Source organism: Streptomyces sp. NPDC055140 (assembly GCF_053607285.1).
The window spans coordinates 210,882-225,209 of record NZ_JBSGTG010000018.1 but is presented as its reverse complement, the minus strand read 5'-3'; the positions used below and the strand labels follow the sequence as shown (position 1 = coordinate 225,209).

The following is a 14,328-nucleotide window of genomic DNA, read 5'->3' as shown; positions in this document are numbered from 1 at the left end:
GGGGGGACCCTGTGGGAGAGTAGGACGCCGCCGAACTATTTTTGAAGAAAACCCCCGTAACGGATGAGAATCCTGTTACGGGGGTTTTCTGCGTTGTACGTCAAGCGTTGTGCGCGTTGTGCGGCAATTCTTGAGCACCCCTCTGCACGGCCCCATGTGAGCTGAGGGTAGGGTCAGGGGGCATCGTTGGCTCGTTTCCCCACAGGAGGCCCCCGGGTGGAGGTCCAGGAGACCCGTGTCCAGACGGACCGGGTGCTCACCATCCCGAACATCCTCAGCATGGCGCGTCTTCTTGGCGTACCCCTGTTCCTGTGGCTCATCCTCAGGCCCGAGTTCGGCGGGCCCAAAAGCGATGGCTGGGCCCTCCTGGTCCTGATGCTCAGCGGTGTCAGCGACTATCTCGACGGGAAGCTCGCCCGGCGCTGGAATCAGATCAGCAACCTCGGCAGGCTGCTCGACCCCGCCGCCGACCGGCTCTACATTCTGTCCACGCTGGTAGGACTCACCTGGCGCGAGATTCTGCCGATCTGGTTGACGGCCGTACTGCTTGCCCGGGAACTGGTTCTCCTGGTGATGGTGGGTATCCTCCGCCGGCACGGCTATCCGCCGCCGCAGGTGAACTTCCTCGGCAAGGCCGCCACGTTCAACCTCATGTATGCGTTCCCCCTGTTGCTCCTCAGCGACGGAAGTGGCTGGATCAACACGCTCGCTGCTATTTTCGGATGGGCGTTCGCGGGATGGGGTACAACGCTCTACTGGTGGGCAGGGATCCTCTACGTAGTACAGGTCCGCCGACTGGTCAGGGCGGACTCCACGGCCGATTGAGCTCTCCATATGGCGGTATTCGAGGCCAGGTCGGCCCGCAGTCTGAGATCTGCGGGTCCATCCGGACGGGCGAAGTCGGCTAGACAGTCGTCTCTTCAAGGAGGACGCTTCCGACATGAAGGCCGTCGTAATGGCTGGAGGCGAAGGCACGCGCCTGCGCCCCATGACCTCGAGTATGCCCAAGCCGCTCCTGCCGGTTGTGAACCGGCCGATCATGGAGCATGTGCTGCGGTTGCTCAAGCGGCATGGGCTCACCGAGACCGTCGTCACCGTGCAGTTCCTGGCATCTCTCGTCAGGAACTATTTCGGGGACGGCGAAGAGCTCGGAATGGAGCTCACCTATGCCAATGAGGAGAAGCCACTCGGCACAGCCGGCAGCGTGAAGAACGCAGAGGAAGCACTCAAGGACGATGCTTTCGTTGTGATCTCCGGTGACGCTCTGACCGATTTCGACCTCACCGACCTCATCAATTTCCACAAGGAAAAGGGCGCGCTCGTCACGGTCTGCCTGACCCGCGTTCCCAACCCCCTTGAATTCGGCATCACCATCGTCGATGAACAGGGCAAGGTCGAGCGCTTCCTCGAGAAGCCCACCTGGGGTCAGGTTTTCTCCGACACCGTGAACACGGGCATCTACGTCATGGAGCCCGAGGTATTCGACTACGTCGAGGCCGATGTGTCGGTCGACTGGTCCGGCGATGTCTTCCCGCAGCTCATGAAGGAAGGCAAGCCGGTCTACGGCTACATCGCCGAGGGCTACTGGGAGGACGTCGGCACGCACGAGAGCTACGTCAAGGCGCAGGCCGACGTGCTCGAAGGCAAGGTCGATGTCGAAATCGACGGATTCGAGATCTCGCCCGGAGTGTGGGTCGCCGAAGGTGCCGAGGTCCACCCGGACGCCGTGCTCCGCGGTCCGCTGTACATCGGCGACTACGCCAAGGTCGAAGCCGACGTGGAGATGCGCGAGCACACCGTGATCGGCTCGAACGTCGTCGTGAAGAGCGGGGCCTTTCTGCACAAGGCCGTCGTCCACGACAACGTGTACATCGGGCAGCACAGCAACCTCCGCGGCTGCGTCATCGGCAAGAACACCGACATCATGCGGGCCGCCCGCGTCGAGGACGGCGCCGTCATCGGCGACGAGTGCCTCGTCGGCGAGGAATCGATTATCCAGGGCAACGTCCGGGTCTATCCGTTCAAGACCATCGAGGCCGGCGCCTTCGTCAACACCTCGGTGATCTGGGAGTCCAGGGGGCAGGCACATCTCTTCGGCGCCCGTGGCGTCTCCGGCATCATCAACGTGGAGATCACCCCCGAGCTCGCCGTGCGACTCGCGGGGGCGTACGCCACGACGCTCAAGAAGGGCTCGACCGTCACCACGGCCCGTGACCACTCGCGTGGTGCGCGAGCCTTGAAGCGGGCGGTCATCTCCGCGTTGCAGGCGAGCGCCATCGACGTACGCGACCTGGAGAACGTGCCACTGCCCGTCGCGCGGCAGCAGACCGCGCGGGGCAGCGCCGGCGGGATCATGATCCGTACGACGCCTGGTGTGCCGGACTCCGTGGACATCATGTTCTTCGACGAGCGGGGAGCGGACCTCTCGCAGGCCAGCCAGCGGAAGCTGGACCGGGTGTACGCGCGGCAGGAGTACCGGCGGGCGTTCCCCGGAGAGATCGGCGATCTGCACTTCCCGTCGAGCGTCTTCGACTCGTACACCGGTTCCCTGCTGAGGAATGTCGATACGACGGGGATTGCCGAGGCAGGGCTCAAGGTCGTCGTCGACGCGTCGAACGGCAGTGCCGGTCTGGTGCTGCCCAGCCTGCTCGGACGGCTCGGTGTCGACTCGCTGACGATCAACCCCGGGCTCGACGAGTCCAGGCCGACGGAGACGCGGGACGCGCGCCGGTCCGGGCTCGTGCGCCTCGGTGAGATCGTGGCTTCCGCGCGGGCCGCGTTCGGCGTCCGGTTCGACCCGGTCGGCGAGCGGCTGTCGCTGGTCGACGAGAAGGGCCGCATCGTCGAGGACGACCGTGCCCTGCTCGTCATGCTGGACCTGGTGGCTGCCGAGAGGCGCAGCGGCCGGGTCGCGCTGCCGGTGACCACGACGCGTATCGCCGAGCAGGTGGCCGCGTACCACGGGACGCAGGTGGAGTGGACGACCACGTCGCCCGACGACCTCACTCGGGTCGGACGGGAAGAGGGGACCATCTTCGGCGGTGACGGTCGCGGCGGGTTCATCATTCCGGAGTTCAGCTCCGTCTTCGACGGCGCGGCCGCCTTTGTCCGGCTGATCGGGCTCGTGGCGCGGACGCAGCTGACCTTGAGCCAGATCGATGCGCGGATCCCGCGGGCGCACGTGCTCAAGCGGGACCTTGCGACTCCGTGGGCGGTGAAGGGGCTCGTGATGCGGCGGGTCGTCGAGGAGGCCGGCGACCGGTCCGTCGACACGACCGACGGTGTGCGGGTCGTCGAGGCCGACGGGCGCTGGGTGATGGTGCTGCCCGACCCGGCCGAGGCTGTCACCCATCTGTGGGCCGAAGGGCCCGACGACGCGTCGGCACAACAGCTGCTCGACGAGTGGGCGGCTGTCGTGGACAGCGCTGGTCGCTGAGCCGTCGTACGGGCCGGTCGGCGTCTGTCACGGGCGCCGACCGGTACGCCGGTGGGGCCATTCGGAGGTAGGGACCAGCACGTGCGACGATGTGCGGCATGCCGCAGCAGCCCCCCGATCGGAGCAGTCCCTCACGCCCCGTGAGCCCCAGGCGTCCCGACGCCTCCATGTCGCTGCTGACGAACGTGATGGACCACAGCCTCGACGACGGATACGCGGAGGCGGCGGCCCGTAAGAAGGCCGAGGGCAGCGGAGGCATGCCGCGCACCCTGCGGGCCAAGCTCGGGCTCGCGGCGGGGCTCGTCCTCGCGGCGCTCGTGGTGACGGTGGGGGCGGCGCAGGCGCGGGTCGCGGCACCGGTCGTGGCGAAGGAGCGTGAGGAGCTCATCGCCCGTATCGACCGGGAGACGGCGGCCGCGGACAAGCTCGAGCGCAGGGTGGACACGCTCCGTAACGACGTGAGCGACCGCCAGCGTGAGGCGCTGAAGAAGCACGGCGGCGACAAAGGCGAGTTGGTCGGTCTGCTCTCCGGGGCCACGGCGGTGCACGGTCCGGGCGTGAAGCTGGTCGTCGACGACGCCAAGGAGGCCGACCAGGGCGGAGGGGGGCCGCGCGAGAGCGCCGGCTTCTCGGACACCGGGCGGGTGCGCGACCGGGACATGCAGCGGGTCGTCAACGGGCTCTGGCAGTCCGGTGCCGAAGCGGTCGCCATCAACGGACAGCGGCTGACGGCCCTGTCCGCGATCCGCGCGGCGGGTGACGCGATACTGGTCGACAACAGACCGCTCGTGCCGCCGTACACGGTGCTCGCGGTGGGGGACGGCCAGCGGCTGAGCACCCGGTTCCAGAACAGCCCTGACGGTCTGTACCTGCACGCCCTGCAGGAGAACTTCGGGATCCGGACCAGCATTTCCGCCCAGGACGACGTCCGCCTGCCCGCAGCGCCGAGCGTGACCGTACGTACAGCACAGCCGAGAACAGAGAAGGGCACATCGTGATCGCCGTACTGGGCCTCGTCGTGGGAGTTGTGGTCGGACTGTTCGTCCGGCCCGAGGTTCCGGCGGTGGTCGAGCCCTATCTTCCGATCGCCGTGGTGGCGGCCCTCGACGCGGTGTTCGGGGGCCTGCGGGCGATGCTCGACGGGATCTTCGACGACAAGGTCTTCGTCGTGTCGTTCCTGTCGAACGTCGTCGTGGCGGCCCTGATCGTGTTCCTGGGCGACAAGCTGGGCGTGGGCGCGCAGCTGTCCACCGGCGTCGTCGTGGTGCTCGGAATCCGCATCTTCTCCAACGCGGCCGCCATCCGGCGGCACATCTTCCGGGCGTGAGGCCGATGTCCGAGGACGAGAACAAGAAGAAGAACAACGAGCAGCACCGCCTGCGCAAGGAACTGCCGGACGAGGTCGCTCCCGAAGCGGCGGACGGCGAGGACCGCGCAGACGGCGCCGACGATGCGGAAACGCCGGCCGCGGAGACGAAGAACCCGTCACTGACCGGACGTCAGCGGCTGGCCAAGGGGCTGTGGCCGCCGCGGGTCTCCCGTGCGCAACTCATCGTCGCCGTCCTGTTGTTCGTGCTCGGCCTGGGTCTGGCCATCCAGGTGCGGTCCAACAGCGACAGCAGCGCGCTGCGCGGCGCACGTCAGGAAGATCTCGTACGCATCCTCGATGAACTGGATGACCGTACTCAGCGTCTGGGAGATGAGAAGCAGCGTCTCGAGGGGCAGCGCACCGAGCTGGAGAACAGCTCGGACCAGGCCGAGGAGGCCCGCAAGCAGACGGTCGAGAGGGAACGGCAACTCGGCATTCTGGCGGGAACCGTGGCGGCGCAGGGCCCCGGGATCACGCTGACGATCACCGACAAGAAGGGCGCGGTGCAGGCGGACATGCTGCTCGATGCGATCCAGGAGCTACGCGCGGCGGGCGCCGAGGCGATCCAGGTGAACGACGTGCGGGTCGTGGCCGACACGTATTTGACGGATGCGAGCGGCGGGAAGGTGAGTGTGGACGGTCACAAGATCCGCGAGCCTTTCGTCTTCAAGGTCATCGGCAAACCGCAGGACCTGGAGCCGGCGCTCAACATCCCTGGTGGGGTGGTTCAGACTCTGGAGAAGGAGCAGGCCACCGTTACCGTGACACAGGCGCAGAAGATCGTTGTGGACGCCTTGCGACCGGCGAAGCGGCCTGACTACGCTCAGTCGTCGTCCCAGTGAGACGGGGGCGCATGGCGGCGTTCCGGCCAAGGCGTGAGGTTGCGGGGGGTCGGCGCACCGTAAGCGGGGTGCGTGGTGGAAACTGTTTGGCGGATACGGACGTTGTGAGGATGTCTGTGTCGCCGATGTACGGCGGTGTGTGCAATCAGGGTTCGTCCTGCCCCACGGGCGGGTCTGTTTCGGTCAAGGGGAATCGCCCGTGAAGTTGTTTGCGAAGTTGTTCGGCAAGAGCGCACGTGAGGACAGCGGCAACGCCAATGCCACTGCCCGCCACCGTGCACCGCGCACCCAGGACGCGGAGGTGCAGGGGACGGAGCGTCCGCTGTTCCGTGATCAGGTCGGTCCTCAGAGTGGTGACATTTCGGGCGGACAGGGCGCGTCGTCTGTTGACCCTGCCGCGTCCGGCCGCATAGGTTTCGGGGAACCGTCAACCTCAAGTGCGGGTGGAGGGTTTACCCCCGATCCGTATGCGTCCCATGCCCCCGCGGGGCAGCCGCGGCAGGAGGATCCGTCCATGTCGGCACTGGTGTGTACGAGGTGCGGAAACCGCAACGCCGAGGCGAGCCGGTTCTGCTCCAACTGCGGGGCGCCTCTGCGCGCCGCAGCCGAGCGTCCGTCCGAGACGACCTCGACGATTTCAATTTCGGGCCTTGAGGCCTACGACGCCGAAGTCACCGGTCAGACGCTGTCGCCGGCGCTCTCCCCGGAGGCCCAGGCCGCAGTCGACGCACTGCCGCTCGGCTCGGCGCTCCTGGTGGTGCGACGCGGTCCGAACTCGGGCAGCCGCTTCCTCCTCGACGGCGAACTGACCACGGCGGGACGCCACCCGCAGAGCGACATCTTCCTTGACGACGTGACCGTCTCGCGCCGCCACGTGGAGTTCCGTCGCGGTGCCGACGGTGCCTTCACCGTCAGCGACGTGGGCAGCCTCAACGGAACGTACGTCAATCGGGAGCGGATCGACTCGGTCAGGCTGTCGAACGGCGACGAGGTGCAGATCGGCAAGTACCGGCTGGTCTTCTACGCGAGCCAGCGGGGCATCTGACCTGTCAGGAAGGTCCATGCTTCAAACACCGAAGGGCGGTGCCGGTCACGGCATCGCCCTCACGGACAGTCGGCTGATGAGCATCGGCACCGTGCTGAACGTGCTGCGCGACGAGTTCCCCGAAGTCACCATCTCCAAGATCAGGTTCCTGGAGTCGGAGGGGCTGATCGAGCCGCAGCGCACCCCCTCGGGGTACCGCAAGTTCAGCCCGGACGACGTCGAGCGACTTGCCCACGTACTGCGTATGCAGCGGGATCACTACCTGCCGCTGAAGGTCATCAAGGAACAGCTCGACGCACTCGAGCGGGGAGAAGCGATCACGCTGCCCTCTCCGGGACGGCCGGGCCACGGCGAGGACGGCAGCGCCCCTGAGGGCGGCGAAGGGGCGACAGTGGCCCGTGTGGGCCGTGACGAGCTGCTTGCCGCCGCCGGCATCGAGTCTCCCGAGCTCGACGAGTGGGAGTCGTACGGCCTCATCGCGCCGCTGCCCGACGGCGGATACGACGCGGAGGCGGTCACCGTCGCCGAGCTGGTCATGGAACTGGGCCGCTTCGGGATCGAGCCGCGGCATCTGCGGGCGATGAAGGCCGCGGCCGACAGGGAGGCCGGTCTGGTCGACCAGGTCGTCGCGCCGCTGCGACGGCACCGCAATCCCCAGACCAGGGCGCATGCGCAGGCCCGCGCGAAGGAGCTGGCGGGGCTGACGGTGAAACTTCACGGCGCGCTTGTGCAGACCGCGCTCGGCGTGCGTCTGCCCTGATCCGAGGGGTGCTCGCGCGGTGTGCGTCCGGCGATCGAAGGGTGCCCGACTACCCAAACCTGCCGGGCACGTCCTAGGGTTGCTGTGTGAACGAGCTCGACGTCGTAGGTGTCCGGGTCGAAATGCCCTCCAACCAACCGATCGTGCTCCTGCGTGAAGTGGGAGGCGACCGCTACCTCCCCATCTGGATCGGACCGGGGGAGGCGACGGCCATCGCCTTCGCACAGCAGGGCATGGCCCCCGCACGCCCGCTGACGCACGACCTTTTCAAGGACGTGCTGGAAGCGGTCGGGCAGGAGCTCACGGAAGTACGCATCACGGACCTGCGCGAAGGCGTCTTCTATGCGGAACTGGTGTTCTCGAGCGGGGTCGAGGTCAGTGCCCGCCCGTCGGACGCCATAGCGCTCGCGCTGCGCACCGGTACGCCGATCTACGGCAGTGACGGTGTGCTCGATGATGCCGGGATCGCGATCCCGGATGAGCAGGAGGACGAGGTGGAGAAGTTCCGCGAGTTCCTCGACCAGATCTCGCCCGAGGATTTCGGGACCAACAGTCAGTGACGCGAGCGGCCGTCGTAAGGCGGCCGCTGCCGCGCCGGGGGCCCGGCCGGACCATTCGGCTAGCCTTTCCCCGCGGTGAGGTACGGGAAACCACTCGTAGGGTGATTATCACTCGGCGTGCCGAGTGTGGCGATCGTTGACGCACCCCTGGTGACTGCCTACCGTCGAGAAGGCAGGTCAAAGAGGAGGTCGGCGTGAGAAGCAGCGGCGACGGTACGGCTGGGGGCGGCGGACACAGTCCGGCGGAGAGCGGCCCGTACTCGCTTCACGGCCACGCGGCCGATCACATTCCGCGTCGGCCGACGGTGTTGCCGGTGGTCGCTCAGGGGGATCACGACGCGACGCCCGAGCAGGTCGGGTACCGGGGACCCACCGCGTGCGCGGCGGCCGGTATCACCTATCGGCAACTGGATTACTGGGCGAGGACCGGACTGGTCGAGCCGAGTGTGCGCCCGGCCCACGGGTCGGGTACCCAGCGGCTCTACAGCTTCCGGGACGTCGTCGTCCTGAAGATCGTGAAGCGATTCCTGGACACCGGTGTCTCCCTGCAGAACATCCGCACCGCGGTGCAGCATCTGCGGGAGCGCGGCTTCAGCGATCTGGAGCGGCTGACCCTCATGAGCGACGGCGCCACGGTCTACGAGTGCAGCTCGCCGGCGGAGGTCCACGATCTGCTCCAGGGCGGTCAGGGAATCTTCGGTATCGCTGTCGGTGTGGTGTGGCGGGACGTCGAGAGCGCCCTGTCGCAGCTGCACGGGGAGCGCATCGACACCGGTGAGACGCTCCTCGGGAACAACCCGGCGGACGAGCTGGCGAGACGGCGCCACCGCGCGGTGTGAGCGGGGCCGATGCGTCAGCCGGGGCATTGTCAGTGCCGTAGGGCAGCATCGGACGTGTGAGAACCGCGCCCACGATCCTGCATCTCGACATGGATGCCTTCTACGCCTCGGCGGAGCAGGCATCGAAGCCGAGTCTGCGCGGGAAAGCCGTGGTCGTGGGCGGGATCGGGCCTCGTGGGGTGGTGGCCACAGCCTCGTACGAGGCCCGGGTGTTCGGGGTGCACTCGGCGATGCCGATAGGGCAGGCGCGCAGGCTCGCGCCCAATGCCGCGTATCTCGTGCCGCGCTTCCAGCTCTACCGGGAGGTCAGCGAGCAGGTGATGGGGCTGCTGCGGGAGCTGTCGCCGCTCGTGGAGCCGCTGAGCCTCGATGAGGCGTTCGTCGATCTGGAGGCCGGTGAGGCGGCCTGGGACGCCGCGTCAGCGCGGCTCGTCGGCGAGCGGCTGCGGGACGAGATCAAGGCCGTGACCGGTCTGACCGGATCGGTGGGGCTCGCTGCGTCGAAGATGCTGGCGAAGATCGCCTCCGAGGAGGCGAAGCCGGACGGGCTGGTGCTGATCGTGCCCGGCACCGAGCGCGCCATGCTCGGGCCCATGTCGGTGCGCACGCTGCCCGGCGTGGGGCCGGCGACCGGGGACCATCTGAGACGTGCCGGGATCACCACGGTCGAGGAGATCGCCGAGGCAGGCGAGGACGAGCTCGTACGGCTGCTGGGGAAGTCGCACGGGGCGTCGCTGTATGCCATGGCCCTCGCGCACGACGACCGGCCGGTGGTGGCCGAGCGTGACGCCAAGTCGGTGTCGGTCGAGGACACGTACGACGTGGACATCCACGACCGGGTGCGGGTGCGTACCGAGGTGCAGCGGCTTGCGGAGCGGTGTGTGCAGCGGCTGCGGGGGGCGGAGCGGTCCGGGCGGACCGTGGTCCTCAAGGTGCGGCGCTACGACTTCTCCACGCTGACGAGATCAGAGACGCTGCGCGGGCCCACCGACGACCCCGCCGTGGTGCGCGAGGCGGCCGCCCGGCTCCTGGAGTCCGTGGACACGACGGGCGGGGTGCGGCTGCTCGGCGTGGGGGTGACAGGCCTGGCCGACTACACGCAGGAGGACCTGTTCGCGCAGGCGCGGGCGCAGGCCGAGGCCGATGCGCAGGCGGCCGAGGGGGAGCGTGAGGGCGAGGCGGAAGGGGCGGGTTGTGCGGGGGACGAGGGGCAGGCGGCTACCGAAGAGGTCGTCGAGGCCGCGGGCCGTCGCTGGGTGGCCGGGCACGACGTGCGGCACGAGCAGTTCGGGCACGGGTGGGTGCAGGGCAGCGGGCTCGGGCGGGTGACCGTGCGCTTCGAGACGCCGTACTCGGAGCCGGGACGGGTGCGTACGTTCCGGACCGACGACCCCGCGCTCGTGCCGGCGGAGCCGCTGCCACTGGTGGAGGGCGGGGCCGGGCGCTTTGTGGCGTGGGAGCCGGATGCCGGGTCAGGTGTCGTCTGACGGGCGGGCGATCTTGCCGAAGTCGCGGTCCTCAGGGGGTTCGGGGTCGCCCGGGGCCGAGATGTCGAGACCGTAGTGGTGGTAGAGCTGGAGCTCCTGTTCGGGGGAGAGGTGACGGCCGACCCCGAAGTCGGGGGCGTCCTTGATCAGGGAGCGTTCGAAGGGAATGCGCAGGGTGCCCTCCACCAGCTCGCTCGGCTCCAGGGGGACGAAGGCGTCCCGGCTGAACAGGCCTGTACGTATCGCCGCCCACTCGGGTACACCGGTCGCGTCGTCGAGGTAGACCTCGTCGACGGTCCCGATCTTGGCTCCGTTGCGGTCGAACGCCTTGCGGCCGATCAGGTTGCGCGGATCGACATCGGTCTGCACGGGGCCCTCCAGCTGCTCGCAACTCATCCGTAAGCACTACCAAAGTGCACATTGGGGAAGGCGGCCACTCGAGGTGGGGGGTGTTGTTGCCGCTGGTAGGCTGGCGATGGCTGCCGACCCCGTGCGGGAGAGTCCTCCGAGATGGCATCGGAGGCGCCGAAGGAGCAACTCCTCCCCGGAATCTCTCAGGCCCCTGTACCGCACGGACGAGGTCACTCTGGAAAGCAGGGCGGGCGTTCAGGCCTCCGCTCTCACCGACGGTGAAAGTCGTCATGCCCTTCGTGATGTGGGGTGTGCCGGTGAAACTCTCAGGTTGAGATGACAGAGGGGGAGGCCGTCCGGGCACCCGCGCCGTGGTGCCCCTCGCAGGTCGCAATGACCAGGAGGCCTCCGCAATGACCGCCAACCGTATTCCGCTCTCCCAGCTGGAGCAGGGAATCCCCTTCGAGCAGCGCCATATCGGTCCGGATGAAGCAGCGCAGGCCAAGATGCTCGCGCAGGTCGGGTACGGCTCGCTCGACGAGCTGACGGCGGCCGCGGTCCCGGACGTGATCAAGAGCGCCGAGGCGCTCGATCTTCCCGGAGCCCGCACCGAGGCCGAGGTGCTCGCAGAGCTCCGCTCCCTCGCCGACCGCAACCAGGTTCTCGACTCGATGGTCGGACTGGGCTACTACGGCACGTTCACGCCGCCCGTCATACTGCGCAACGTCATGGAAAACCCGGCCTGGTACACGGCGTACACGCCCTACCAGCCGGAGATCTCGCAGGGCCGGCTCGAGGCGCTGCTCAACTTCCAGACGATGGTCGCCGAGCTGACCGGCCTGCCTACCTCGGGCGCCTCGCTGCTCGACGAGGGCACGGCCGCGGCCGAGGCCATGGCGCTGTCCCGGCGCATGGGCAAGGTCAAGAACGGCGCCTTCGTGGTCGACGCGGACACGCTGCCGCAGACCATCGCAGTGATCCAGACGCGTGCCGAGCCGACCGGTGTCGAGGTCGTCGTCGCGGACCTGTCCGAGGGCATCCCGGCCGAGGTCGCCGAGCGCGGCGTCGTCGGTGTCCTGATCCAGTACCCGGGCGCCTCCGGTGCAGTCCGCGACATCAAGCCCGTCATCGAGCAGGCCCACGAGCTGGGCGCCGTCGTCACGGTCGCGGCCGACCTGCTCGCCCTCACGCTGCTGACCTCGCCCGGTGAGCTCGGCGCCGACATCGCCGTCGGTACGACGCAGCGCTTCGGTGTCCCCATGGGCTTCGGTGGTCCGCACGCCGGCTACATGGCCGTCCGCGAGAAGTTCGCGCGCAGCCTGCCCGGCCGCCTCGTGGGCGTCTCCGTCGACGCCGACGGCAACAAGGCGTACCGCCTCGCGCTGCAGACCCGTGAGCAGCACATCCGGCGCGAGAAGGCCACCAGCAACATCTGTACCGCTCAGGTGCTGCTCGCCGTCATGGCCGGCATGTACGCCGTCTACCACGGGCCCGAGGGCCTGAAGGGCATCGCGCGGCGCACGCACCGGTTCGCGACGCTGCTCGCCGAGGGCCTCAAGGCCGGCGGCGTGGAGGTCGTGCACGGCGCGTACTTCGACACCCTGACCGTGAAGGCCGGGGGCCGGGCCGCCGACGTCGTGAGCGCCGCGCGCGAAGGTGGCGTCAACCTCCACCTCGTGGACGCCGACCATGTGTCGATCTCGTGTGACGAGACCACGACGCGTACCCAACTGGGCGCCGTCTGGACCGCGTTCGGTGTCGAGGCCGATGTCGACGCGCTCGACGCGGCGGCCGTGGACACGCTGCCCGCGGGCCTCCTGCGCGGCGACGACTACCTGACGCATCCCGTGTTCCACACGCATCGCTCCGAGACCTCGATGCTGCGCTACCTGCGCAAGCTGGCCGACCGCGACTACGCGCTCGACCGCGGCATGATCCCGCTGGGCTCCTGCACGATGAAGCTCAACGCGACGACGGAGATGGAGCCGGTCACCTGGCCCGAGTTCGGCCAGCTGCACCCCTTCGCGCCCGCCGAGCAGGCGCAGGGCTACCTCACGCTCATCCGTGAGCTGGAGGAGCGCCTGGCGGAGGTCACCGGCTACGACAACGTGTCGCTCCAGCCGAACGCCGGTTCGCAGGGCGAGCTGGCCGGTCTGCTCGCCGTCCGTGGCTACCACCGCGCCAACGGCGACGACCAGCGCACGGTCTGCCTGATCCCGTCGTCCGCGCACGGCACGAACGCCGCGAGCGCCGTGATGGCCGGCATGAAGGTCGTCGTCGTGAAGACGGCCGACGACGGCGAGATCGATGTCGCGGACCTCCGCGCCAAGATCGAGCAGTACGCCGGCGAGCTCTCCGTCCTGATGATCACCTACCCGTCCACGCATGGTGTGTTCGAGGAGCACGTCGCCGACATCTGCGCGCAGGTGCACGACGCCGGCGGTCAGGTCTACGTCGACGGCGCCAACCTGAACGCCCTGGTGGGTCTCGCCAAGCCGGGCCACTTCGGCGGCGACGTCTCGCACCTCAACCTGCACAAGACGTTCTGCATCCCGCACGGCGGCGGCGGCCCCGGCGTCGGCCCGGTCGGCGTCCGTGCGCACCTCGCGCCGTACCTGCCCAACCACCCGATGCAGCCCGCCGCCGGACCCGAGACCGGCGTCGGCCCGATCTCCGCGGCGCCGTGGGGCTCCGCGGGCATCCTGCCGATCTCGTGGGCGTACGTGCGTCTCATGGGCGGCGAGGGCCTCAAGCGGGCCACGCAGGTCGCGGTGCTCAGCGCCAACTACATCGCCAAGCGGCTCGAGCCGCACTTCCCGGTGCTGTACACGGGCCCCGGCGGCCTCGTCGCGCACGAGTGCATCATCGATCTGCGCCCGATCTCCAAGGCGACCGGCGTCAGCGTCGACGACATCGCCAAGCGGCTCATCGACTACGGGTTCCACGCGCCGACCATGTCGTTCCCCGTGGCCGGAACGCTCATGATCGAGCCGACCGAGAGCGAGGACCTGACCGAGATCGACCGGTTCTGCGAGGCGATGATCGCTATTCGCGGGGAGATCGAGAAGGTCGGTTCGGGCCGGTGGCCCGCCGAGGACAACCCGCTGCGCAATGCGCCGCACACCGCGGCCGCGCTCGGCGGCGAGTGGGAGCACGCGTACAGCCGCGAGGAGGCCGTCTTCCCCGCCGGTGTCGTGGCCGCCGACAAGTACTGGCCGCCGGTCCGCCGCATCGACCAGGCGTACGGCGACCGGAATCTCGTCTGCTCGTGCCCGCCCATGGACGCGTACGAGGACTGATACTCACGCTGACATGCGTCAGGGCCGGTTCCGGGGTTTCCCGGGGCCGGCCCTTTCGTACTGGGGACGCCGTCGGCGTCCGGATGCGCTCAGGCTGCGGTCACGACGTGCACCGGGCGGTGCGGAGCGATGATCTGCCCGTTGGGCAGCAGCTCACCGGTGTCCTCGAAGAGCAGGACGCCGTTGCAGAGCAGACTCCAGCCCTGTTCGGGGTGGTGGGCCACAGGGAGTGCGGCCTCCCGGTCGGCGGAGTCTGCGGACGGGCACGGTGGCTGGTGCTGGCACATGGATGGGATCTTTCCCTGTGAAGTGATGTCGGTGATGGGTGTGATGTCGCTGT

Annotated in this window: 13 protein-coding genes and 1 riboswitch; of the genes, 11 read left to right on the top strand and 2 right to left on the bottom strand. The window is 68.5% G+C overall.

The features are described 5' to 3' along the window. Window positions 1–216 precede the first annotated feature (216 nt). The 10 genes from ACWFR4_RS30620 (at window position 217) to ACWFR4_RS30575 (ending at window position 10,338) form a co-directional block, all read left to right on the top strand. A complete protein-coding gene (locus tag ACWFR4_RS30620; RefSeq protein ID WP_227293547.1) occupies window positions 217–825 on the top strand; it encodes a CDP-alcohol phosphatidyltransferase family protein in 609 nt (202 codons plus the stop codon). A gap of 115 nt (window positions 826–940) precedes the next feature. Next, window positions 941–3,436, top strand: coding sequence for a sugar phosphate nucleotidyltransferase (locus tag ACWFR4_RS30615; protein WP_453465307.1), 2,496 nt, complete (start codon window positions 941–943; stop codon window positions 3,434–3,436). A gap of 89 nt (window positions 3,437–3,525) precedes the next feature. Beyond that, window positions 3,526–4,434 carry a DUF881 domain-containing protein gene (locus ACWFR4_RS30610; protein ID WP_453465305.1) on the top strand — a complete coding sequence of 303 codons (909 nt, stop codon included), beginning with the start codon at window positions 3,526–3,528 and terminating at the stop codon, window positions 4,432–4,434. Beyond that, on the top strand, window positions 4,431–4,763 hold the full coding sequence (locus ACWFR4_RS30605; RefSeq protein WP_100597644.1) for a small basic family protein: 333 nt from the start codon (window positions 4,431–4,433) through the stop codon (window positions 4,761–4,763). The genes ACWFR4_RS30610 and ACWFR4_RS30605 overlap by 4 nt, the downstream gene beginning before the upstream one ends. Window positions 4,764–4,768: 5 nt before the next feature. Further along, window positions 4,769–5,647: a DUF881 domain-containing protein gene (locus tag ACWFR4_RS30600; RefSeq protein ID WP_453465303.1), complete on the top strand. Its 879-nt coding sequence runs from the start codon at window positions 4,769–4,771 to the stop codon at window positions 5,645–5,647. An 82-nt stretch (window positions 5,648–5,729) separates the two neighbouring features. Next, a complete protein-coding gene (locus tag ACWFR4_RS30595; protein ID WP_453465308.1) occupies window positions 5,730–6,692 on the top strand; it encodes an FHA domain-containing protein in 963 nt (320 codons plus the stop codon). Between the two features lie 16 nt (window positions 6,693–6,708). Beyond that, window positions 6,709–7,452 carry a transcriptional regulator FtsR gene (gene ftsR / locus ACWFR4_RS30590; RefSeq protein WP_453465301.1) on the top strand — a complete coding sequence of 248 codons (744 nt, stop codon included), beginning with the start codon at window positions 6,709–6,711 and terminating at the stop codon, window positions 7,450–7,452. Window positions 7,453–7,538: 86 nt separating this feature from the next. Then, window positions 7,539–8,012, top strand: a complete 474-nt coding sequence (locus ACWFR4_RS30585; RefSeq protein ID WP_100597640.1) for a bifunctional nuclease family protein — start codon at window positions 7,539–7,541, stop codon at window positions 8,010–8,012. 194 nt (window positions 8,013–8,206) lie between these two features. Further along, window positions 8,207–8,851 carry a MerR family transcriptional regulator gene (locus ACWFR4_RS30580; RefSeq protein ID WP_453465299.1) on the top strand — a complete coding sequence of 215 codons (645 nt, stop codon included), beginning with the start codon at window positions 8,207–8,209 and terminating at the stop codon, window positions 8,849–8,851. A gap of 56 nt (window positions 8,852–8,907) precedes the next feature. Beyond that, window positions 8,908–10,338 carry a DNA polymerase IV gene (locus ACWFR4_RS30575; RefSeq protein WP_453655449.1) on the top strand — a complete coding sequence of 477 codons (1,431 nt, stop codon included), beginning with the start codon at window positions 8,908–8,910 and terminating at the stop codon, window positions 10,336–10,338. Here ACWFR4_RS30575 and ACWFR4_RS30570 read toward each other — a convergent pair. After that, window positions 10,324–10,707: a PRC-barrel domain-containing protein gene (locus ACWFR4_RS30570; protein ID WP_227293540.1), complete on the bottom strand. Its 384-nt coding sequence runs from the start codon at window positions 10,705–10,707 to the stop codon at window positions 10,324–10,326. The two genes, ACWFR4_RS30575 and ACWFR4_RS30570, sit on opposite strands and share 15 nt — an antisense overlap. A 114-nt stretch (window positions 10,708–10,821) precedes the next feature. After that, window positions 10,822–10,918, top strand: a riboswitch (glycine riboswitch). A gap of 184 nt (window positions 10,919–11,102) precedes the next feature. On the opposite strand from ACWFR4_RS30570, the gene gcvP reads away from it, so the two are divergent. After that, window positions 11,103–13,988: an aminomethyl-transferring glycine dehydrogenase gene (gene gcvP, locus ACWFR4_RS30565; RefSeq protein WP_453465295.1), complete on the top strand. Its 2,886-nt coding sequence runs from the start codon at window positions 11,103–11,105 to the stop codon at window positions 13,986–13,988. Window positions 13,989–14,077: 89 nt separating this feature from the next. Here gcvP and ACWFR4_RS30560 read toward each other — a convergent pair whose 3' ends face one another. Then, entirely contained in the window at window positions 14,078–14,275 is a 198-nt protein-coding gene (locus tag ACWFR4_RS30560; protein WP_165914281.1) for a DUF5999 family protein, read from the bottom strand. Between the last annotated feature and the right edge of the window lie 53 nt (window positions 14,276–14,328).